Annotated in this window: 18 protein-coding genes; 14 read left to right on the forward strand and 4 right to left on the reverse strand. The window is 36.0% G+C overall.

Annotated elements, in window-relative coordinates; translation table 11 throughout:
- The first annotated feature begins 12 nt into the window (after positions 1 to 12).
- The 3 genes from MOC86_RS01255 to MOC86_RS01265 all read left to right on the forward strand — a co-directional run bounded on the left by MOC86_RS01255 (position 13) and on the right by MOC86_RS01265 (position 3538).
- Positions 13 to 1740, forward strand: a complete 1728-nt coding sequence (locus MOC86_RS01255) for an ABC transporter permease (protein WP_268582397.1) — start codon at positions 13 to 15, stop codon at positions 1738 to 1740.
- Positions 1737 to 2813 carry an ABC transporter ATP-binding protein gene (locus tag MOC86_RS01260; RefSeq protein ID WP_268582398.1) on the forward strand — a complete coding sequence of 359 codons (1077 nt, stop codon included), beginning with the start codon at positions 1737 to 1739 and terminating at the stop codon, positions 2811 to 2813. Before MOC86_RS01255 ends, MOC86_RS01260 begins: the two co-directional genes overlap by 4 nt.
- A 143-nt stretch (positions 2814 to 2956) precedes the next feature.
- Positions 2957 to 3538, forward strand: coding sequence for a TIGR00730 family Rossman fold protein (locus tag MOC86_RS01265; protein ID WP_268582399.1), 582 nt, complete (start codon positions 2957 to 2959; stop codon positions 3536 to 3538).
- Positions 3539 to 3685: 147 nt separating this feature from the next.
- On the opposite strand, the gene cspD is transcribed toward MOC86_RS01265, so the two are convergent.
- Positions 3686 to 3883, reverse strand: a complete 198-nt coding sequence (gene cspD, locus MOC86_RS01270) for a cold-shock protein CspD (RefSeq protein ID WP_019393750.1) — start codon at positions 3881 to 3883, stop codon at positions 3686 to 3688.
- 321 nt (positions 3884 to 4204) lie between these two features.
- On the opposite strand from cspD, the gene MOC86_RS01275 reads away from it, so the two are divergent.
- The 3 genes from MOC86_RS01275 to MOC86_RS01285 are packed head-to-tail and all read left to right on the forward strand — an operon-like array spanning position 4205 to position 7059.
- A complete protein-coding gene (locus MOC86_RS01275) occupies positions 4205 to 5779 on the forward strand; it encodes a bifunctional metallophosphatase/5'-nucleotidase (RefSeq protein WP_268582400.1) in 1575 nt (524 codons plus the stop codon).
- A 27-nt stretch (positions 5780 to 5806) separates the two neighbouring features.
- The gene (locus tag MOC86_RS01280; protein WP_268582401.1) at positions 5807 to 6175 is read left to right on the forward strand and encodes a DUF1992 domain-containing protein; all 369 of its coding nucleotides are present in this window, start codon (positions 5807 to 5809) and stop codon (positions 6173 to 6175) included.
- A 50-nt stretch (positions 6176 to 6225) separates the two neighbouring features.
- On the forward strand, positions 6226 to 7059 hold the full coding sequence (locus tag MOC86_RS01285) for an alpha/beta fold hydrolase (RefSeq protein WP_268582402.1): 834 nt from the start codon (positions 6226 to 6228) through the stop codon (positions 7057 to 7059).
- Between the two features lie 19 nt (positions 7060 to 7078).
- Here MOC86_RS01285 and MOC86_RS01290 read toward each other — a convergent pair whose 3' ends face one another.
- Positions 7079 to 8155, reverse strand: coding sequence for a branched-chain amino acid aminotransferase (locus MOC86_RS01290; RefSeq protein WP_243514266.1), 1077 nt, complete (start codon positions 8153 to 8155; stop codon positions 7079 to 7081).
- Between the two features lie 244 nt (positions 8156 to 8399).
- Between MOC86_RS01290 and MOC86_RS01295 the strand changes: the two genes are divergently transcribed.
- Both MOC86_RS01295 and rocF (MOC86_RS01300) read left to right on the forward strand, forming a co-directional pair.
- Positions 8400 to 9005: a histidine phosphatase family protein gene (locus MOC86_RS01295; RefSeq protein ID WP_268582403.1), complete on the forward strand. Its 606-nt coding sequence runs from the start codon at positions 8400 to 8402 to the stop codon at positions 9003 to 9005.
- 378 nt (positions 9006 to 9383) lie between these two features.
- Entirely contained in the window at positions 9384 to 10286 is a 903-nt protein-coding gene (rocF, locus tag MOC86_RS01300) for an arginase (RefSeq protein ID WP_243514261.1), read from the forward strand.
- Between the two features lie 60 nt (positions 10287 to 10346).
- Here the strand turns inward: rocF (MOC86_RS01300) and MOC86_RS01305 are convergent, their stop codons facing one another.
- On the reverse strand, positions 10347 to 11552 hold the full coding sequence (locus tag MOC86_RS01305) for an ornithine--oxo-acid transaminase (protein WP_268582404.1): 1206 nt from the start codon (positions 11550 to 11552) through the stop codon (positions 10347 to 10349).
- 303 nt (positions 11553 to 11855) lie between these two features.
- Between MOC86_RS01305 and MOC86_RS01310 the strand changes: the two genes are divergently transcribed.
- From MOC86_RS01310 to MOC86_RS01320, 3 genes are all read left to right on the forward strand, one after another.
- Positions 11856 to 13265, forward strand: coding sequence for a sigma-54 interaction domain-containing protein (locus tag MOC86_RS01310; protein WP_268582405.1), 1410 nt, complete (start codon positions 11856 to 11858; stop codon positions 13263 to 13265).
- Between the two features lie 195 nt (positions 13266 to 13460).
- Positions 13461 to 14399 carry an arginase gene (gene rocF / locus MOC86_RS01315; RefSeq protein WP_113713758.1) on the forward strand — a complete coding sequence of 313 codons (939 nt, stop codon included), beginning with the start codon at positions 13461 to 13463 and terminating at the stop codon, positions 14397 to 14399.
- 258 nt (positions 14400 to 14657) lie between these two features.
- The gene (locus MOC86_RS01320) at positions 14658 to 16094 is read left to right on the forward strand and encodes an amino acid permease (protein WP_243514253.1); all 1437 of its coding nucleotides are present in this window, start codon (positions 14658 to 14660) and stop codon (positions 16092 to 16094) included.
- A 29-nt stretch (positions 16095 to 16123) separates the two neighbouring features.
- Here the strand turns inward: MOC86_RS01320 and recQ are convergent, their stop codons facing one another.
- On the reverse strand, positions 16124 to 18256 hold the full coding sequence (gene recQ, locus MOC86_RS01325; RefSeq protein ID WP_268582406.1) for a DNA helicase RecQ: 2133 nt from the start codon (positions 18254 to 18256) through the stop codon (positions 16124 to 16126).
- Between the two features lie 261 nt (positions 18257 to 18517).
- On the opposite strand from recQ, the gene treP reads away from it, so the two are divergent.
- From treP to treR, 3 genes are read left to right on the forward strand one after another with little or no spacing between them, the layout of a single operon-like run.
- Entirely contained in the window at positions 18518 to 19954 is a 1437-nt protein-coding gene (treP, locus tag MOC86_RS01330) for a PTS system trehalose-specific EIIBC component (protein WP_268582407.1), read from the forward strand.
- Between the two features lie 30 nt (positions 19955 to 19984).
- Positions 19985 to 21646, forward strand: coding sequence for an alpha,alpha-phosphotrehalase (gene treC, locus MOC86_RS01335; RefSeq protein ID WP_268582408.1), 1662 nt, complete (start codon positions 19985 to 19987; stop codon positions 21644 to 21646).
- A 56-nt stretch (positions 21647 to 21702) separates the two neighbouring features.
- On the forward strand, positions 21703 to 22419 hold the full coding sequence (gene treR / locus MOC86_RS01340) for a trehalose operon repressor (RefSeq protein WP_268582409.1): 717 nt from the start codon (positions 21703 to 21705) through the stop codon (positions 22417 to 22419).
- The last annotated feature ends 69 nt before the right edge of the window (positions 22420 to 22488 follow it).

The following is a 22488-nucleotide window of genomic DNA, read 5'->3' on the forward strand; positions in this document are numbered from 1 at the left end:
GAGGTGCTATAAATGGAACGCTTTTCGTTAAGAAGACAAATTTCTTTGTCTTCTCTTTTGTCGACACGTTTAACACATACTTTATTTATTAAACTCGGGATATTTTGTCTTCTATTTTTCTTTTTTCTGCTCCCTATTGTTCGCCTTATTATAATGAGCTTCACAGAAGGGCATAAAATAAGTTTTTTGAATTATAGCTCTATTTTATCAGAAGCTGCTACATGGTCGATGTTAAAGAATACAGCTATCGTTGTTGGGGGAGCAACGATAGTGTCAATTTGTGTAGGGGTTTTGTTCGCTTGGCTTGTTGCTTACACAGATATTCGCTTGAAAAAATTTCTACAACTCTTCATTATGTTACCTTTTTTAATTCCATCCTATATAATGACGCTCGCTTGGACTCAATTCACAGAGAGAAACAGCGTTTTTATCAGTTTTTTAAAGCCTTTTTTAGGGGTTTCTCATCTTAATCTTTATAGCTATGGTGGGCTAATCTTTTTGCTTGGAATCGTTCATTATCCACTTGTTTATTTGCTGACTCTTCATGTATTAAGAAAGATTCCAAGAGACTTGGAATGGGCAGTAAGAGCTTCGGGAGGAACGCGATTTACGATGTGTAAGACCGTTACACTGCCTCTAGCACTTCCAGGTATTATTAGTGGGGCAATGCTTGCCTTCTTAACAACTATTGATAATTTTGGTATACCAGCCTTTCTTGGTATACCAGCTAATATCCCTGTTTTAAGTACGGCTATTTATCAAGAAGTGATTGGGTTTGGAGAAGATGATTTTGCCAGGGGGGCTGCATTATCAGTCTTACTCGGCGTTATTGTGTGCCTTGTTACTTTTCTTCAATATATACTGCTAAAACGATTTTCTTATCAGGAAACAGGTAGAGCAGAAAATGAACCACGCATTTTTTTAAAGAAAGGGAGATGGGCTGTAGAAATAGTGTTATGGTTATTTCTTCTTTTTATAAGCATTATCCCTTTATTTTCAATGATTGGGACTTCTTTTATTAAGGCATATGGCTTACCATTTTCATTTGAAAATATGACGATGGAACATTATAAATATATTTTGTTTCAGTATGAGAAAGTAAAAATTGGCATTGCAAATAGTTTAAAGCTTGCTTTCTTTACAACTATAATTTGTCTTTTTATTGGAACGGCTATAGCTTATATAAGAATACGATTTGATTGCCATGAAACAAGATTAACAGAAGGAATCATTAGCTTACCATATGCACTTCCAGGTATGGTGCTTGCTCTTGCTATGATTTTAGCTTGGGTCCAGCCTATTCCAGGATGGAAACCTGGAATATATGGAACAATATGGATTTTACTTGTTGCGTACGTTACAAGGTTTCTCATTTTGCAAGTTCGAAGTAGTATGACGGCTCTTTCGCAAGTTTCTACTGAGATGGAGGAAGCCGCACATATTAGTGGTGCTAGAGGTATAGCAAAGTGGCGTTATATTATGCTTCCGCTTCTATTTTCAGGAGTACTCAGTGGAGCTTTTCTCGTTTTTATTACAACATTGACAGAGCTTACGGTTTCGTCATTGTTATGGTCGAGCGGATCCGAGACAATCGGAATGTTAATCTTCAGTTTCGAACAAGGTGGATACACAACGTACTCGACAGCTCTTTCAACCCTTATTTTACTGTTTTTAATGCTCACAAGCCTCATTATCTATTTGCTTATAAAATGCTTCAACAAGAAAGTAGGGAAAGTATGAATACAGTTGTTAAAAATGTATCAAAAAAGTTTGGAGAAACATCAGCTTTATCCAGAATTAATTTAGATATTAGCAATGGGGAATTTATTGCAATTTTAGGTCCATCTGGGTGTGGGAAAACAACTCTTCTACGCCTTATAGCTGGGTTTGATTCACCAACGGACGGAGAAATTATGATGAATAAAGAATGTGTGGCAGAAAAGGGGAAAGTGGTTCCACCTGAGAAACGAAATATTAGCATGGTATTTCAATCTTTGGCCCTTTGGCCACATTTAAAAGTAAAAGAGCAAGTAATGTTTCCATTGAGGCATCATAAATTTATTGATCAGGAAATTAAAAAAAATGCAGACCAGCGGGTGCAGCAAATGCTTGAACTTGTTGGCTTACAACGTTTAGCAACACGTATGCCTCATGAATTATCAGGAGGTCAGAAGCAGCGAGTTGCAATTGCAAGAGCTCTTGCTCCAAAGCCTTCTCTTTTATTAATGGATGAACCGTTAAGTAGTTTAGATGCTGAGCTACGGGCTGAATTGCGCAATGAAATTCAAACGATTCATAAGGTTACAAATACCTCTATTCTCTATGTTACTCATGATCAAACAGAAGCTTTAGCAATGGCAGATCGTATTGTTGTTATGAAAGAAGGAGCAATTGAACAAATTGGTACACCAGAAGATATCTATCATAATCCAAAAACTTCTTTTGTAGCCACATTTGTTGGGAAAGCGAACCTCATCCCTGGTAATTGGAAAGGAAACTACTTCCACCCTTTTTCACATCAGACGCTAGCATGGAATATTCCTTTTTCAACCTTTTTAAAAGAGGAGGGAAGCTGTGCAATAAGACCTGAACAACTTTTGTTAGATCGTGTAGGAGAAGGAATTCCCTGTACGGTTAAAAATGTTCTTTTCCAAGGAAAAGAAATTCATTACACAATAAAGCTTAGCAACTGTACAGTGCGTGTTATAGGTAGTTTGAAAAAACGATTTAGCGTTGGAGAGAAGGCTGTCTTAAAGCTGAGAAGTGTTGAAGAACCAAGTCAAGAGATGGCTTCTATTATCGGAGTGAATTGAAAGTAGCTAAAAATTTAAATATAAACTCAAAATGAAAAATAAAATTAAAGAACATTAAAAAAGAGGGTTAATAAGACTCTTCAAGAAACTATATATTATAGAAGGTTTATATTACTACTATAAAAAAGGATGGTGCGCAGACATTGAAACGTGTATGTGTTTTTGCAGGATCTAACATGGGACTTAATCCAGAGTATGCTAAACAAGCGAGAGAACTTGGGCGAGTCATTGCAATGAATGGGTTTCATCTTGTTTATGGTGGTTCTAAACTAGGGCTAATGGGAGAAGTAGCAAATGGCGCTCTAGAACAGGGGGGGCATGTTACTGGAGTTATGCCTAGAGGTTTATTTAAAGAAGAAATAGCTCATAGAGGTGTGAGCGACTTTATTGAAGTAGCAGATATGCATGAACGAAAAGCGAAAATGTCAGAGTTAAGCGATATGTATATAGCTTTACCTGGAGGATATGGAACATTTGAAGAGCTTTTCGAGGTCATCTGCTGGGCTCAAATTGGTATTCATAAAAAACCAATTGGGTTATTAAATGTGGAAGGATATTATGATCCACTTCTACAGCTTATTGAACATACTGTTGATTCAGGATTTATGCCGCGTGTGCATGGACAGTACGTTATGCAAGGATCCAATCCAAAATGTTTACTAGAATATATGCTTGATTTTATTCCAGAAGGATACAAAAGTAAGAGAGTTCCTCCTGCTGGTTGAGAAATAAAACAATAGAATAGACAAAACGGTCATAACAAGTTATGACCGTTTTGTTTAGACGGAAATCTCCTCAAAAGAGAAAACTTCATTATTTAATGAGACTCTCATAGCACAAAGCTTTCAATACGTCCCATGTTGGTGAAGAGCTTACTTTTGAACGTTAGCAGCTTGTGGACCACGAGCGCCTTCAACGATTTCAAATGTAACAGCTTGACCTTCTTCTAAAGTTTTGTAACCTTCACCTTGGATTGCAGAGAAGTGAACGAATACATCGTCTTGACCTTCTACTTCAATAAAACCAAAGCCTTTTTCAGCGTTGAACCATTTTACTTTACCTTCTAACATGTTATTGCCTCCTACTTGTGGAACAAAACCACTTGAAAATGTATATCCATTTCCACTCTTCTTATTCTAAAAAAGCGTTTTCTAAAATAAAGAAAGAGCTACAATGGACAATTATAGTTTAGCAAGTTTTTTGAATAATTACAAGACTTTAAATGTTGGATTTAGGAATAAAATGTTAAGAAAGTGTTTTCCAAGGTATTTATAGTAAAGTTCATCGATTCTTACTTGTTAAGAAAATGTAAATTCACTAGTAAAATAAATTTCACTCTTGCATAATAGCAATTATTACAATATATCAAATAAATACAAAGGAGTAGTTATATGGAGCTAGTTATTTTACAAACGAGCGATATACATGGACATGTGTTACCAATTCAGTATGGAACAAATGAGAGAGCAGATCTAGGGATAGCTAAAATAGCAACAATGCTCAAACAAGAGGAAGAAAAAAGTGAACATGTATTAAAAATAGATAACGGAGATTTAATTCAAGGAAGTCCTTTGCTTACATACTATATGAAATATGAACGAAATCATAAAAATCCAATGATCGCTATCTTAAATCATTTAAAATATGACGGGGCAGTTGTTGGAAATCATGAGTTTAATTACGGACGTGTAGCTTTAGAGGAAGCTGTCGCACAATCAGACTTTCCATGGCTGTGTGCTAACATTTTGGAGAAGGAAAAAGAAACACCTTTTTTAGGAACACCTTATATAATTAAAGAAATAAATGGAGTAAAGGTAGCTGTTTTAGGAGTAACAACTCACTATATTCCAAATTGGGAAGAGCCTGCTCATATTGAAAACCTAGTCTTTGCAGATGCTCTAAAAGTAACTGAAAAATGGGTAACATATATTCGTGAACACGAAAAACCCCATCTTCTCGTTGTGTCTTATCATGGGGGATTTGAGCGGGACTTGGAAACAGGTGAAGCTACTGAAACGTTAACAGGAGAAAATCAAGCCTATGAGATGTGTCAGCGTATTAAAGGTATTGATGTTCTTTTAACAGGGCATCAGCATCGCTCCTTAGCAGGAGAAGTAAATGGTGTGACAATTGTCCAGCCGAGCTTTTTTGGACAAGAAGTAGGAAAAGTTGTGGTTAAGTTTGAAAAAGAGGAAGAAGGCTATTCTATTCTAAAAAAAGAGAGCATGACACTATCTACTAAAGAATTTATTGAAGACGAGGAAATAGTAGAACTTGTTCGTTATTATGAAGAAGGAACACAAAAGTGGCTTGATGAGAGAATTGGAACTGCAAAAGAAAGTATGAAAATCGATGATGTCTTCCAAGCGAGAATAAAAGAACATCCACTTATTGAATTTATAAATAAAGTCCAAATGTACGCATCAGGGGCCCAGATTTCTTGTACAGCCTTGTTTAACGACAGTGTAAAAGGATTTGATAAAGAGATTACAATGCGTGACATTGTCTCGAATTATATTTATCCTAATACATTAAAAGTTATTAGAATAACAGGATCTGACATGAAGGCAGCTTTAGAAAGATCTGCTTCCTATTTTGCGTTGGACGAAAATGGAGAATTAACCGTAAGCAAAGACTTTTCTTATCCGAAACCACAAGCCTATAATTACGATATGTGGGAAGGCATACAATATAAAGTTGATGTTTCCAAAAAAGTAGGCGAGCGTATTGTATTTCTAGAAAAAGATGGAGCGCAAATAGATGAAGAAGCCTTTTATGAAATTGTCACAAATGCGTATAGAGCAGGTGGCGGCGGAGATTATGAGATGTTTAAAAATAAGGACGTTGTAAGAGATATAACAGTTGCAATGACAGACTTAATTGCTGAATATATTACAACGTTCTCTCCTGTAGATGTTTCTGTTAATCATAATTGGGAAGTGGTAGCTTCCGAAAAACTAGAATAACGATGTTCTTTAGAAGGAGATGAAAGAATGGATTTCACTAGGTTAGTAGAAGAGAAAATCAAGAAATCAATTGCTGATGGAGATTTTGAAAATCTAGAGGGAAAAGGAGAACCGCTCAAGCTAGAAGACTTATCACATGTGCCAGAGGAACTTCGTACTAGCTATAAAATTTTGAAAAACTCAGGATATCTTCCTGAAGAAATGATGTTGAAAAAAAATATTGCAGAATTAGAAGATTTGCTTTCTGTTTGTGAGGGTAAAGAAGAAAAGGAGCAACTTGAGGAGAAAATAAGTGAGAAACTGCTTCGTTTTAATCTTCTGATGGAGAAAAGGAAGCTAAGCCATTCACGTGCATTCAAGCAATATCAATCTAAAATTCACAACCGCTTGTTTTAATAAAAGCGCTCCGAAGTACAAGAACAATAAGTCAACAGGAGGAGCAACAATTGAAAGCATTTATTATTGGATTACTAACATTGCTTATTGTTTTCCTTGGAATATGGAAAACACAAAAAGCCGTTGGTGAGCAAGGACGATATGAACCTGTTTTGCTTTTCCATGGTTTTCTAGGTGGAGAACGTTCTTATAAGACTCTTATGGAGCGATTTGAGGAAAATGGCCAAGGGTATAAAGCAGCTGTTTGTCGTGTTAACGAACGTGGTGTTGTTTCGTGTGAGCATAAATACCATTTTCAGCAAAAAACAGATCAGTTTCCTCTTGTACAAGTCATTTTTGCAGATGATCATGCAAGCATAAGTAAACAAGGGAAATGGGTTCAAAACGTAGTAAAAAAACTTAAAGAAAAAGAAAAAATGGAAGGGTACCATCTCGTTGGTCATAGCATGGGTGGACTTGCCGCTATTAAATATTTAGAAGAGACGAAAGATAAAAATGTTAAATCTCTTACAACGATAGGTACCCCTGTTGGAGGATTGGATATTGATGAACTTGCTGTAAACTTTCCTAAAACAGAAAGCAATCGTACGTCAGAAGGAGCAAAAGATTTACAATATCACTCAGAAGCCATTACAAAACTTCAAAAAGAAGCAACAAAGCTGAAAGAATTACGTATTCCGATTCTTTCAATTGCCGGAAATGTAAAACATAAAGGTGGAGATGGAAGCGTTCTGACAGAAAGTGCATTTTCGTTAGAAAACTATGTGCCTAATGTAAAGAAAAAAGAGTTTCCTTTATTACACTCAGCTCTTCATGAAAGTTTCGCAGTTGATAAAGTTCTTTATACTTTTTTGAAGGACAGTGAAAAGGATGACCGCAGATAGCGGTCATCCTTTTCATTTGTTAATCAATTTTAAGTGTCCAGTTCAGTTCATCCTCTACAGTACCTGTTTGAATACCTGTAATTGTATTGTAAACGTCTAGAGAAAGCTGACCAGCTTTTCCATTACCTACTGTTAATTCACGTTCTCCCCATTTTAATTTTCCAACTGGAGAGATAACCGCAGCTGTACCTGTTCCAAAAATCTCCTCTAATTCCCCACGTTCAGATGCTTCAAAAATTTCTTCAACTGAAATACGTTTTTGTTCAACTGGGATATTCCAATGTTCGAGAAGTTCAATCACTGAAGTTCTCGTAATCCCATCTAGAATACTTCCGCTAAGTTCAGGTGTATAAACTTTTCCACCGATTTTGAAGAAGATATTCATACTTCCTACTTCTTCAACATACTTCTTTTCAATTGCATCAAGCCAAAGCACTTGATCATAGCCAAGTTTCTCTGCTTCTGTTTGAGCACGAAGGCTTCCTGCATAGTTTCCTGCTGTTTTAGCAATCCCTACGCCACCGCGTACAGCACGAACATATTCATTTTCAACGTAAATACTAACAGGTTGAAGCTGCTCGCCGCTGTTGTAATACGCACCAACAGGAGAAAGAATGATCATAAATTTATATGTTGATGAAGGACGCACTCCTAAAAATGCGTCTGTTGCAATAATAAATGGACGAATGTAAAGAGAACATCCTTCTTCAGTTGGAATCCACTCTTTGTCAATTTCAATTAAGTTTTTTAAAGCTTCCATTGCTAAATCTTCAGGGATTTCCGGCATGCTTAAACGTTCGTTAGATAGATTCATTCGTTTTACGTTTTTAAGAGGTCTAAAGAGTTGAACACGATTGTCCGCTGTTCTGTATGCTTTAAGGCCTTCGAATACCGCTTGACCGTAATGGAATACCATTGAAGATGGTTCTAAAGTAAGCGGAGCGTAAGGAGTGATTCTTGGACTATGCCACCCTTTGTCAGTAGAGTAATCCATTGTAAACATGTGGTCTGTAAAAAATTTTCCGAAACCAAGTTCACTGTGATTAGGTTTTGTTTTTTTCTGAGAAGTTTTTGTTACTTCAATTGTTTGTAGCATATTTCTTACACCTCTTATAAAAAGAATTTTCAATCTATTTTTTTATTTTATGATATTACTCTATATTAATTTAAGTAATAACGCAATGATTAGAAAACGCTTACAATATAAAAAATAAGAATTTATTCACTTTCTAAATGGTTTACTATGTTTAATAAATAAAACTTATTACCTGTCATATTAAGAAAATGAGTATGATAGAATAAGAGGATTAAAATTTTTGACGAAAAAAGGAGCGAAAAACATGCTGTATTTAGTTCGCCATGGTCAAACTGATTGGAATAAAAATGGACTCGTTCAAGGGCAGACAGATATTCCATTGAATAGTACAGGAGTTGAGCAAGCTCAGGCGTTAGCAAAAAGGTTTCAAAAGGAAAATATTGATGTGATTTATGCTAGTGATCTTAAGCGTGCATATGGAACTGCTGAAGAAATTGCAAAAGTAAAAAATATGAGAGTATTAGAAGGCCTTCGGGAACTGCGTGAACGGTCATTTGGGGAGCTAGAAGGAGCAAATCTTCCTTTGCTGCAAGAAAAATTTCCTAATCTTAGTACAGATTGGAGAGAGGATCTTCCTCTTAATATAGAATCACTAGGAAATATGCAAAAACGAATGGTGAAGGAACTTACAAATATTATGACGAATCATCAAGATGAGGATGTTCTTGTTGTAAGCCATGGAGCAGCTATTAACGTATTTATTCACTATGTTACAGGTGGGGAAAACGGAACAGGAAAAATGCTTTTAGCAAACACAGCTGTTAGTACATTTACTTTTGAAAATAAAAAATGGGCCATAGGTACGCTAAATGATGCGTCACATAGGATAAAAGAAGCGAAAAATAGCTAAAAAGTTGTGAAAATAATGTCTTAATTTGTTGACATATGTCGAAATGTGTAGTAAATTTGTAAATAACTTATTAATACTGTAACAAAAAACATCTGAAAAAGCGATCAAATTTTACATTTGGCGTTTTATTATTCTCTTTTTTAGTCTTTATTTATTCTGTGATCCCAACCTCACATTACGATCTTCCAGTCATCGTAATGTGGGGTTTTTTAATGTCTTGAAAATATACACTATAGAAGATTAGCGTTGATAGATGAGACGTTTAGAAGCAAAGGAAAACAAGAAAGATAACCGTGTATAAAACGTTAAAAAAGAGGTGTAGATTCACTTTTTGTAAACAATTGCAATATAGATGAATTACAGAAGGGGGATAGAATAATGAAACAGAAAATTTCCATTATTGGTGTGCCGATGGACCTTGGTCAAATGAGGCGAGGAGTTGATATGGGACCTAGCGCAGTCAGATATGCTGACTTAAATGAAAGACTAAAAAATTTAAATTATGATGTTACTGATGAAGGAGATATCGAAACTGAAATTAAAGAAAGGGCAGACCTTCATGCTCATACATCTTTAAAAAATCTAGAAGCTGTAGTAAAGGGAAATGAGCGACTAAGTACAAAAGTAAGGGAAGTAGTGGAAAAAGGAAACTTTCCTCTTGTGATTGGGGGAGATCATAGTATAGCAATTGGTACGCTTGCAGGACTAGGAAAACGGGCTAACAATCTAGGGGTGATTTGGTATGATGCCCATGGAGACTTAAATACACTTGAAACCTCTCCATCAGGGAATATTCATGGCATGCCACTTGCAGTTAGTTTAGGAATAGGACATGAAAAACTAACGAATATAGGCGGATATATGCCAAAAATAAAACCGGAAAATGTAGTAATAATAGGGGCTCGCTCTCTAGATGATGGAGAGAAAGAATTAATCCGTAATAAAGGAATTAAAGTTTATACAATGCATGAGATTGATCGATTAGGAATGACCAAAGTAATGGAGGAGACCATCTCTTATTTAAAGAAACGTACAGATCAAGTTCATCTTTCTCTTGATTTGGATGGTTTAGATCCAAGGGAAGCCCCTGGAGTTGGTACTCCTGTTGTTGGAGGGATTAGTTATAGAGAAAGTCATTTGGCAATGGAAATGCTTGCAGAAGCAGAATTTATTACCTCAGCTGAATTTGTAGAGATAAATCCAATACTTGATGACTCCAACAAAACTGCCGAAGTTGCGGTTGCTTTAATCGGTTCTTTACTGGGAGAAAAGCTTCTTTAACAAGAAAGAACTCTCTAAGTTTAGAGAGTTCTTTCTTGTTAAAGAAAGATCGTTATTTTACTAATTAGAAAGCACAGAGTAAATTTTACGAATAGCCCAATCCAAATCTTCTTCGGAAATAATAAGTGGTGGTGCAAAGCGAATGACAGTATTATGTGTTTCTTTACAAAGAAGTCCTTCTTCTTTCAAACGTTCACAATAAGGACGAGCAGGTGTTGTTAACTCTACGCCAATAAAAAGACCGCGTCCTCGAATTTCCTTAATAACAGAGCTGTTAATTTTCTTGAGTTGTTCTTTAAAATATTCACCTAATCTAAAAGAGCGTTCTGCTAAATATTCCTCTTCTAACACTTGGAGAGAAGCTAATGACACGGCACAAGCTAGAGGGTTTCCGCCAAATGTCGAACCGTGTGAACCAGGATTAAAAACACCTAGAATATCTTTGTTTGCCACAACGCAAGATATAGGAAAAACCCCACCTCCCAATGCTTTACCTAGGATAAGCATATCAGGTTCTACATCTTCCCAATCGCATGCAAACATTTTACCAGTACGAGCTAAACCAACTTGAATTTCGTCTGCAATAAATAAAACATCTTCTTTTTTACATATGTTTGCTGCTGCTTTTAAAAACCCTTCTGGGGGTAAAACAATGCCAGCTTCACCTTGAATCGGTTCAATGAGAAAAGCAACTGTGTTTGGTGTAATAGCTTTTTGTAAAGCTTCCAGGTCACCGTAAGGAATTCGCTTTATCCCAGGAAGTAGTGGACCAAAGCCTCGCTTATATTCTTCCTCAGATGAAAGAGAAACAGCTGACATTGTTCTTCCGTGGAAATTTCCATCACATGCGATAATTTCTGCTTTATTTTCTTCAATCTGTTTGTTTGTATATCCCCATCGTCTTGCAGCTTTAATAGCTGTTTCAACAGCTTCTGCACCTGTGTTCATTGGGAGAGCCATCTCTTTTTTCGTCAGTTTACAAATTGTTTCGTACCAAGGACCAAGTTGATCGCTATGAAAAGCACGAGATGTGAGCGTTACACGATCTGCTTGTTTTTTTAACGCATCAATAATTTTTGGATGACGATGTCCTTGGTTAACAGCTGAATAAGCGCTAAGCATATCCATATAACGATTTCCTTCAGGGTCTTTTACCCATACTCCTTCAGCTTCTGAGATAACAATTGGAAGAGGATGATAATTGTTTGCTCCATATGCTTCTGTTTGATTAATAATTTCTTCAGAATGATTGTATTTTAAGTTCATTGTAAAACCTCCTAATTTATTCTTAATCATGTAGTAGATCCTGTTTATTTGAGCCATAAGAACTTTTGTACTTCTGTCTACTTTATAATGCAAGAACTGTGCCAACTATTTTTGTGCAGTAAGGATAGGGTTGCTCTAAATATATGGAGATAAAAAGCAAAAAAATTAAGCGTTTATGTAGAAAAATAAGCATTAAAATTTGGCATTTTCTTTTATATCGACAGAAATATCATAAAAAATTTTGCGTATTGAAATTGTTTCTGATTAAATAAAAAAAAGCAGTGTAAAAAGGAGCGAACTTAAATGTATGAAAAAAATGTAGAATATTTAGAATATTTAAAGCGAACTTATGAGCGAATTATGGATGAACTAGATGTGGGATTACATGTTGTAAATAAAGATGGTAAAACCATTTTATATAACAAAAAGATGATGGAAATGGAATATATGAAAAGTGAAGATGTGTTAGATAAAGATTTACTTGAAGTGTTTATGTTTAAAAAAGGTCAACAAAGTACACTGCTTAGAGCATTAGAGGCAGGGGTAGAAACAAAAAATGAGAAGCAAACGTACTTTAACAATAAAGGGAAAGAAGTAACAACGGTCAATAATACATTTCCTATCGTGGAAAAAATGGAGATTCAAGGAGCGGTGGAAATTGCCCGGGATATTACCAAAATTGAGAGATTAGTAAGAGAGAATATAAAGAGAAAGAAAGAAAGTAAGTTTACTTTTGAGAACATTATTGGGAAAAGCCCAGCTATTCAAGAAGTAATTGAAAGTGCTAAACGAGCAACGCGTACCTCGTCTTACGTACTGATTGTAGGAGAAACAGGAACAGGCAAAGAACTTTTTGCTCAAGGAATCCATTACGAGAGCAATCGTGCCTCACGTCCTTTTATTTCTCAAAACTGTGCTGCTCTTCCAGATAATTTGATTGAAAGCTTGCTTTTTGGTACAAAACGAGGTGCTTTTACAGGAGCTGCTGATCATGCGGGATTATTTCAACAAGCAGAAGGGGGGACATTGCTTCTCGATGAGATTAATTCTTTAAATATTCATCTTCAAGCTAAGTTGTTGCGTGTTTTGCAAGAAAAGAAGGTGAAGAGAATAGGAGATACGAAGGAAACGTCTGTTGATGTAAGAATTATTGCGCATATTAACGAAGATCCAATTGATGCTATTGCAAACAAGCATTTACGAAAAGATTTATATTATCGTTTAGGAGTTGTGACCCTTTTTATTCCACCTTTACGAGAAAGAAAAGAAGATATTTCGCTTCTTGCTCAGCATTTTATCCTAAAATATAATAAACTTTTTCAGATGGATGTTCAAAACATAAGTGAAGATGTTTTACAACTATTTTTATCTTATGAATGGCCCGGTAATGTAAGGGAGCTAGAGCATGTTATTGAGGCTGCCATGAATATTATGGGGGATGAAGAGGAGAGGATTGAACGTTATCATCTACCTATGCAATATAGAACAAAATGGGAAGCGCGTAAAGAAGTAGAAGAGAAAGATCCTTTGTTTAAAATGAAGGCTTTTCAAACTCTTTCTCTGAAAGATCAAATGAAATCATTTGAGAGATATTGTATTGTCCATGCTTTAAGAGAAAACAATTTTAAAATCTCAAAAACAGCTCATATGCTAGGATTAAGTCGTCAAAGTTTACAATATCGGATGAAGAGGTTAAATATTGAGAAAGAATGAAAGGGAAAATGTGAGTATGCAGTTGTTTTTCTTGTGATCTATAACTAAAAAGCTCTCCTGAAAAGCAGAATAACAGGCTAAAAAGAAAAAATGTAAGATAATTTAAATATGTATAAATAATCAAAAAAATGTCGAGTTGAGTCATTTACCCTTTATCACTTACACTAAAAGATAAGAAACGAGAGGGGGAGAAACATGAAAAGGGAAATTTCGATTATTGGAGCACCAATGGATTTAGGTCAAGCAAGAAGAGGGGTAGATATGGGGCCAAGCGCAATTAGATGTGCAGGCTTAAGTGAAAGACTACAACGTTTAGGATACGAAGTTTATGATGAGGGAGACATTGAAATCGAAATTAGAGAAAGAGCAAAATCAACGTCGTCTACTCACTTAAAAAACTTAGAGGCTGTTGCAGAAGGAAATCAACGGCTGTGTACAAAAGTTCAAGAAGTCATTAGTTTAGGACGTTTTCCACTTGTTGTTGGCGGAGATCATAGCATTGCGATTGGAACGCTTGCAGGTGTATCAAAACGTGCTGAAAATTTGGGCGTGATTTGGTATGACGCACATGGTGATTTAAATACAGCTGAAACATCGCCATCAGGAAATATCCATGGTATGCCGCTTGCTGTAAGTTTAGGAATGGGTCATCCGCTTCTAACAAACATCGGTGGATACCTTCCAAAAGTAAAGCCAGAAAACATCGTTATCATTGGAGCTCGTTCTCTTGATGTAGGAGAAAAAGAATTAATAAGAGAAAAAGGAATTCGCGTATATACAATGCATGAGATTGATCGTTTGGGAATGACAAAAGTAATGGAGGAAGCGGTTTCATACTTGAAAGAAAGAACAGATCATGTTCACCTTTCACTTGATTTGGATGGGCTAGATCCAAAAGAAGCTCCTGGTGTTGGAACACCTGTTGTTGGTGGAATTAGCTATAGAGAAAGTCATCTTGCTATGGAAATGTTAGCAGAAGCTAATTTTATTACATCTGCTGAATTTGTCGAAATTAACCCTATTTTAGATGACCTTAATCGAACAGCTGAAGTTGCTGTTGCATTAGTTGGGTCTCTTTTAGGAGAAAATCTACTCTTTGAACAAAAAAACTTGCTTACATTAACTTCTTCTTAATAAAGACTAAAAGATTAAGTGAAGAGAAAACAAGATAACCAATCTCCTGTAAATTTTTAATTGCAGTGATGATTGGTCTCTTTTTTACTAAGGAATGCCAAGTTTTTTGGCGGGATAATTAAAAATTTGGCGTTTATATTAATCTGAAACCTCGTTTAACTAGGGATATTTATATGGCATAAAACTTGCACTATATATTTAACAAGTAAAAGATAGCTTACTCACTTGATCAGGGATAGAAAACGAAGGGGTGTTTCTATGGGAAGAGAAAAAGAGCAACAATATGAATTAAAGAGGACAATGAATTCTAGGCACTTGTTTATGATTTCTTTAGGTGGGTGTATTGGAACAGGCTTCTTTATTGGGTCAGGGTATACGATTTATGAAGCTGGTTCAACAGGAGCCATTTTTGCATACTTAGTTGGTGGATTTATTATGTACTTAACCCTGCTTTGTCTAGGTGAACTTTCCGTTGCAATGCCTGTATCAGGATCATTCCAAACATATGCAACAAAATTTATCGGATCCGGAACAGGATTTGCTATCGGGTGGCTCTATTGGTTAGGATGGGCTGTAACGATTGCTTTAGAGTTTTTGTCAGCTGGACAGCTTATGCAAAGGTGGCTTCCGGGTTCACCTGTTTGGATGTGGTGTATCATTTTTGCTGCTCTTATGTTTTTCTTAAATGCTCTTTCTGCAAAAGCTTTTGGTGAAACAGAGTTTATCTTTTCAAGTATCAAGATCCTTGCCATTATTTTATTTATTGGAGTTGGCGGAGCTGCTATGTTTGGTTTGATTGAAATGAATGACGGTCAAGCTGCTCCATTTTTCTCTCATTTTACAACTGATGGTCTTCTCCCGAACGGGGTAACAGCTCTTCTTATTACAATGATTAGTGTTAATTTCTCATTTCAAGGAACAGAACTAATTGGAATTGCAGCAGGAGAAAGTAAAAATCCTGAAAAGACAATTCCTCGTTCCATTCGTCAAACGGTTTGGAGAACACTTTTTTTCTTTGTACTTTCTGTATTTGTTCTCGCAGGCGTTATCCCAAGAACGGAAGCAGGAGTTTCTGAGAGCCCTTTCGTTGTTGTGTTAGACCGCATTGGTGTCCCGTATTCAGCTGATATTATGAATTTTGTTATTTTAATTGCTCTTTTATCAGTAGCCAATTCAGGGATGTATGCTGCAACACGTATGTTGTATTCTTTGTCACGAGAAGGAATGGCAAGCCCTCGTCTAGGAAAAGTAAACAAGCGCGGCGTTCCCATTAACGCTTTACTTATTACACTCGCTATATCAGGTCTTTCATTATTATCAGGAGTATTTGCTGCTGAGACGGTCTTTGTTTGGTTGCTTTCATTAGCAGGACTTGGTGCACAGATTGGATGGATTGCCATTACGGCTTCTTTGCTTGGCTTTAGAAAAAAATACATTAGTCAAGGTGGGAAGATAGAAGATTTAAAGTTTAAAGCACCACTTTATCCCATTTTGCCTGCTGTGGCTCTAATTGCAAACTGTATTGTTATGGCAAGTTTAGCCTTTGATGCTGAACAGCGTATGGCCCTGTATTGGGGAGGAGGATTTTATATTTGTTGTTACCTTGTTTATCATCTTAGAGTGAAGAAAAAACACCGCATTAAAACATACGAACAAGAACTTCAGCTTAACGAAGGAAAAAAGATGGTCATGTAAAAAAAGCAGCTCGCATAGGGGCTGCTTTTTTATAATTTATGTTTGCATAGTACAGATTGGATCATAAAATATTCAATTGATGCTGGAAGTTCTTCTTTTATTGGTTTTAATCGCTCTGTTCCCACTTTTTCAATAGCCGTTAAAATGGCTTCTTCTTGCTCTCGCGTGAAAATTTTATCCCATTCCATTGGATAGCCTTCTTCTACAGCTCGCAAAATGTGTTTTTCAACCGTTTGTTGGGTCATAGAACGCTCTTTTGCAATTGTTTTAGTATCATGACCTTGTTGAAAAAGATCATATGAAACAACATAACTTTTTTGATCTCCTGTTTCTTGTTTAGAAGATGGAGTATCTGATAGCTTTTGAATTGGCGTAATATTATTTTCTAATACAAAAGCTGAAATAGCTTCTAAAAACGGCTGGCCGTAACGTTCAAACTTGACTTCGCCAACTCCATTCATATTCAAAAAAGCTTCTTTTGTTGTTGGATAGTAGCGACTAAAATCTTTAAGAGTTCCATCTGCAAAAATTAAATATGGTGGATAGCCTTTTTCATCAGCTATTTCTTTTCGCAATGTTCGCAAACGCTCAAATAATTGTTCATCTATTATTTGCTCCGGAGCTGTTTTCGTTTCAATCTCACGTTTCCATACCGTTTCTTTTCCTTGTAAAAGGGAGTAGCCTTTCTCACCGATATAAACGGTCGGATATTGATGGTTTGTAAGTAGAAGGTACTTTTCAGCTAACAAATAATGAATAAGGGAAGAAATTTGTTTTTCGGTTTTCTCTTTCATCAGTCCGTAGGTTGACAAAGTTTGAAAGTTAAACTGGAGAATTTTCTTGTTTTTGGAGCCTTTCAACACTTGAGCAACCAATGTAACACCGAAGCGTTCTTTCATTCGTTTCACACAAGAAAGAATCATGAGCGCTTCTTTTGTAATATCAATTTTTTCTCCCGTATCAAGGCAATTTGAACATTTGCCACATGTGCTCTGATCTTCTTTTCCTTGAAAATAAGAAAGAATATAGCTCTGCAAGCATTGCTCTGTATGACAATATTGAACAATTGTTTGTAAGTTCTCATATTCTTGTTGCTGTCGTTCTGCTGATGTAGATTGTTCAATAAGAAATTTCTGGACACTCACATCTTGAGAATGAAAAAGAAGAATACATTCGCTTTCTTCCCCATCACGACCAGCGCGCCCTGCTTCCTGATAGTAATTTTCAATATTTTTAGGCATGTTGTAGTGAATGACATATCGGACATTAGATTTGTCGATTCCCATTCCAAATGCATTTGTCGCAACAATTACTTGACAGTTGTCATAAATAAAATCATTTTGAGCCTCTTGTCGCTCAACGTCTGAAAGACCAGCATGATAAGCCCGAGCTTTGATTCCTTTTTTAGTTAATAATGTTGAGAGTTGGTCACAGAGCTTGCGAGAAGCAACATAAATAATCCCTACTTCTTTTTGATGATTTTCAATGTACTGTAGAAGGTATTTTTGCTTATCAACTCCACGAAGAACTTGAAACGATAAATTTTCGCGTGCAAAGCCTGTTACATAGGTATCTTCTTTTTCAATAGAAAGAAGAGTACATATATCGTTCATTACTTCTTCTGTAGCAGTTGCTGTTAAAGCTGCTACAACAACATTTTGAGGAAGAGAAAAAATACGGTTTACAATAGACCGATAGCTTGGACGGAAATCATGTCCCCATTTTGAAATACAGTGAGCTTCATCAAAAGCAATAAATGTTAAAGGGAGCTTCTCAAGCCATGTAACAAACTCTAAAGACTCAAAGCGTTCTGGTGCCACATATACAATTTTATAAATGCCGTTTTCAATTTCCCACATTATATCTGAGATTTCTTCATATGAAAGAGAACTATTTAAAAATGTAGCAGGGATATGAATAGAGTTTAAAGAGTCTACCTGGTCTTTCATGAGGGAAATTAATGGAGAAATAACGAGGGTAATTCCTTCAAAAAGGAGAGCCGGAATTTGATAACAAATTGATTTCCCACCACCAGTTGGCATAATACCGAGCGTATTTCGTTTTTCGAGGATGCTCGTAATCACTCCTTCTTGTCCAGGACGAAATGTTTCATATCCAAAGTGTTTTAATAGCATATTTTCTGCGTTTTTCAATTCTACCAAAATAATCACCAGCCTAATCTAAAAACATATGATGAATAGATTAAAATTCATAATCTACTATTCCCATTTTATTATACATGAAGAAAGAAGAGGAAGAAAATGAAAGCTATTTATTTATAGTTGACGAGACATGTATATACAAGGTAAAATCATATTGTAACTTGTATATACATGTTTTTATTTTATTTTTATTGAATCTTATCAAAAAAGGAATTAAATGAGAAATTTGTAAGCGTTAACAAAAAAGGGGGCGTTTCCATAATGAACAGAGCATCTGTAGAACAGATTGTCCATGCTTTAGGAGGAAAAGAAAATATCTCAACAGCAACACATTGTGTAACACGTTTACGACTTGTGTTAAAAGATGAAAGTAAAGTAAATCATGAAGATCTAAATAATATAGATCTTGTTAGAGGATCTTTCTCAACAAATGGACAATTTCAAGTTGTTATTGGACAGGGAACAGTTGATAAAGTGTATAAGGAATTTGTGAACATTACAGGGGTTGGAGAAGCTTCAAAAGAAGAAGTGAAAGATGAAGCATCTAAAAAAATGAATCCGCTTCAACGTGCTGTCAAAGCTCTTGCTGACATCTTTATTCCGATTCTTCCAGCTATTGTAACCGCAGGTCTTTTGATGGGGATTAATAATATATTAACAAACCCAAATATCTTTTTTGATAGCAAATCTGTTGTTGATGTATACCCACAATGGGGGGATTTTGCAAATATTATTAATTTAATTGCTAATACAGCCTTTACCTTCTTGCCTGGATTAATCGGTTGGTCAGCGGTGACAAAATTTGGGGGGAGTCCGATATTAGGAATTGTTCTCGGCTTGATGCTTGTTCACCCAGATCTTTTAAACGCGTGGGGATATGGAGAAGCACAAAATAAAGGTGATATTGCAACATGGAACTTATTCGGTCTTGAAATTGAGAAAGTTGGCTACCAAGGGCAAGTTCTGCCTGTGTTAGTAGCTTCGTACGTTCTTGCTAAAATTGAAAGTTTCTTAAGAAAAAGAATACCAGATGCAATTCAACTGTTAGTGGTAGCTCCAGTAGCCCTTTTAGTAACGGGGTTCTTATCTTTTATTATTATTGGTCCAATCACAATGAGTCTTGGTGGCCTTATTACAGACGGAGTTGTTTATTTATTTGATAAAGCTCCGATTGTTGGAGGCCTTGTATACGGGGGGCTTTATGCACCGCTTGTTATTACAGGAATGCATCATACGTTTTTAGCAGTTGATCTTCAGCTTATTGGTACAATTGGCGGAACTTTCTTGTGGCCTATGCTTGCTCTTTCTAATATTGCTCAAGGATCAGCGGCTCTTGCAATGATGTTTGTTGTGAAAAATGAAAAAGTTAAAGGTCTTGCAGGTGCTTCATCTCTTTCTGCTTACTTAGGTGTTACAGAACCAGCTATGTTTGGAGTTAATTTGCGTTTCCGCTATCCTTTTATTGCGGCAATTATCGGTTCTGCTATTGGAGGGGTAGTGTTAGCAACAAACCTTGTTAAAGCTTCATCTGTTGGAGTTGGAGGATTACCTGCCTTTTTCTCTATTATGCCATCATTTTGGCCTGTCTTTTTCATGGGAATGGGCATAAGCATTGTTGTTCCGTTTTTACTAACCCTTGTAATGGGGAAGTTTGCAAAGCGAAAAGAAGTGGAAGTAAAACGTTCTATAAGCCAATAAAGAGATAAAAAGAGGAGAGGATAAAAGGTTATGAAACATGAATGGTGGAGAAAAGCCGTAGTTTATCAAATCTACCCTAAAAGTTTTTATGATACAGAAGGAACAGGAGTTGGCGATCTTAAAGGGGTTACAAAAAAGCTTGATTACTTAAAAACATTAGGCGTTGATGTTATTTGGCTAACCCCAATTTATGAATCACCTCAAAATGATAACGGTTACGATATTAGTGATTATTATAAGATTTACGAACCTTATGGAACAATGGAAGATTTCGAATACCTTCTTTTTCAAGCCCATGAAAAAGGATTAAAAATTGTTATGGATATTGTTGTTAATCATACATCAACAGCCCATAAATGGTTCAAGGAAGCAAAAAAAGGTCCCTTTAACCCTTATCGAGATTTCTATATTTGGAAAGACGGCAAAGAAGGGGGTCCACCAACGAACTGGAAATCCAAGTTTGGTGGATCAGCATGGGAATATGACGAAGATAGCAACCAATATTATTTACATCTTTATGATGTTACCCAAGCTGATTTAAACTGGGAAAATGAAAAGGTACGACAAGAAGTTTATAAAATGATGAACTTCTGGTTTCAAAAAGGTGTGGATGGCTTCCGTCTTGATGTTATTAATGTAATTTCAAAAGATCAGCGCTTTTTAGATGATGATAATGGAGACGGCCGTAAATATTATACAGATGGCCCGCGTGTTCATGAATATATGAATGAAATGAATAGAACGGTATTTTCAAAATATAACGTAATGACGGTTGGAGAAATGTCATCAACAACTCCAGAGGAATGTGTAAAGTATACGAATCCAGAAAGACAGGAGCTAAATATGACTTTCAACTTTCATCATTTGAAAGTTGATTATAAAGACGGTGAGAAATGGAGCAATGCACCGTTTGATTTCTTACAGCTCAAAGAAATCCTCTCACACTGGCAAGAATATATGGACAAAGGGGACGGCTGGAATGCACTTTTTTGGTGCAACCATGACCAGCCGCGAGTTGTCTCCCGCTATGGAAATGATCAAGAATATCATAAAGAATCAGCAAAAATGCTTGCAACTGTTGTTCATATGATGAAAGGAACACCATACATTTATCAAGGTGAAGAGATTGGAATGACAAATTCCTATTTTAGTGATATTGAACAATATCGCGATGTTGAATCACTGAATATGTTTAAAGAAAAAAAGGAAGAAGGATGGTCAGAGGAAGAGATTCTGACCATTTTAAAGCAAAAGTCTCGGGATAACTCGAGGACACCAATGCAGTGGAATGATGATAAGCATGGTGGTTTTACGACAGGCACACCATGGATTTCACTTGCTCCGAACTATGAGCGTATTAATGTGAAAGAAGCATTAGAAGATGAAGAGTCCATTTTTTATCACTATCGAAAGTTGATAGTACTTCGAAAAACGTACAATATAATTACAGAAGGTGATTATAAGCTATTATTACGAGATGATGAGCGGATTTTTGCTTATACACGTAATACAGAAGAAGAACAGCTTGTTGTACTCAATAACTTTTATAGTGAAGAACAATCATTTTCTTTACCTGAAAGTGTGATAGGAAATGGTGAGCTTCTGTTAGGAAACTACAATGATGCACCTTCATTACAAAGAACAATAACGTTACGACCTTATGAATCAGTTGTTTATCTTTCTAAAAAATAATAATAGCTATTGCCATACGTAATAAATAACAATTACACTTTATAATGGTGATGAAAATGAAAGAAAATAAATATATGAGTATATATCAAAATATTGTCCAAGACGTGAAAAGAGGGGAGTACAAGCCAGGTGACAAACTTCCGTCAGAGCACGAACTTGCTGATCATTATGAAACATCAAGAGAAACCATTCGTAAATCGCTAAACTTGTTAGCTCAAAACGGCTATATCCAAAAGATTCGTGGGAAGGGATCTATTGTTCTGGATATGACACAATTTAACCTCCCTATTTCAGGCCTTGTTAGCTTTAAAGAGCTTTCTAAAGAGATGAGTAATCCACCTGAAACAAAAGTAAACAAGCTTACGGAAATGGAAGGGAACGCATTTTTAGAGAAAGTGTTAGAACTCTCACCAGGAGAGAAGGTGTGGCAAGTTGTCCGCTCACGAAATTTTGATGGAGAAAATGTTATTTTAGACAAAGATTACTTCAAACAAAGTATTGTTGAGCAATTGACAGTTGAGATTTGTAAGAATTCTATTTACGAGTATTTAGAGAAAGACTTAGGGTTGATTATCAGTTTTGCCAAAAAAGAGTTTGTTGTGGAAAAATGCACAGAAGAAGACTACGCATATTTAGATTTAAAAGGATATGACCACGTTGTTGTTGTGCGCAACTACGTTTATCTTGAAGATGCGACTCTTTTTCAATACACCGAATCAAGACATCGCCTTGATAAATTCCAGTTCGTCGATTTCGCCAGAAGAGAAAAATAGACACGGCATACAGCCGTGTCTATTTTTATTGTGAAGAAAGAAGAATAAGGATTAAAATAATGGTTAGGA

The organism is Priestia endophytica (assembly GCF_026790145.1).
Taxonomy (GTDB): Bacteria; Bacillota; Bacilli; order Bacillales; family Bacillaceae_H; genus Bacillus_I; species Bacillus_I endophytica_A.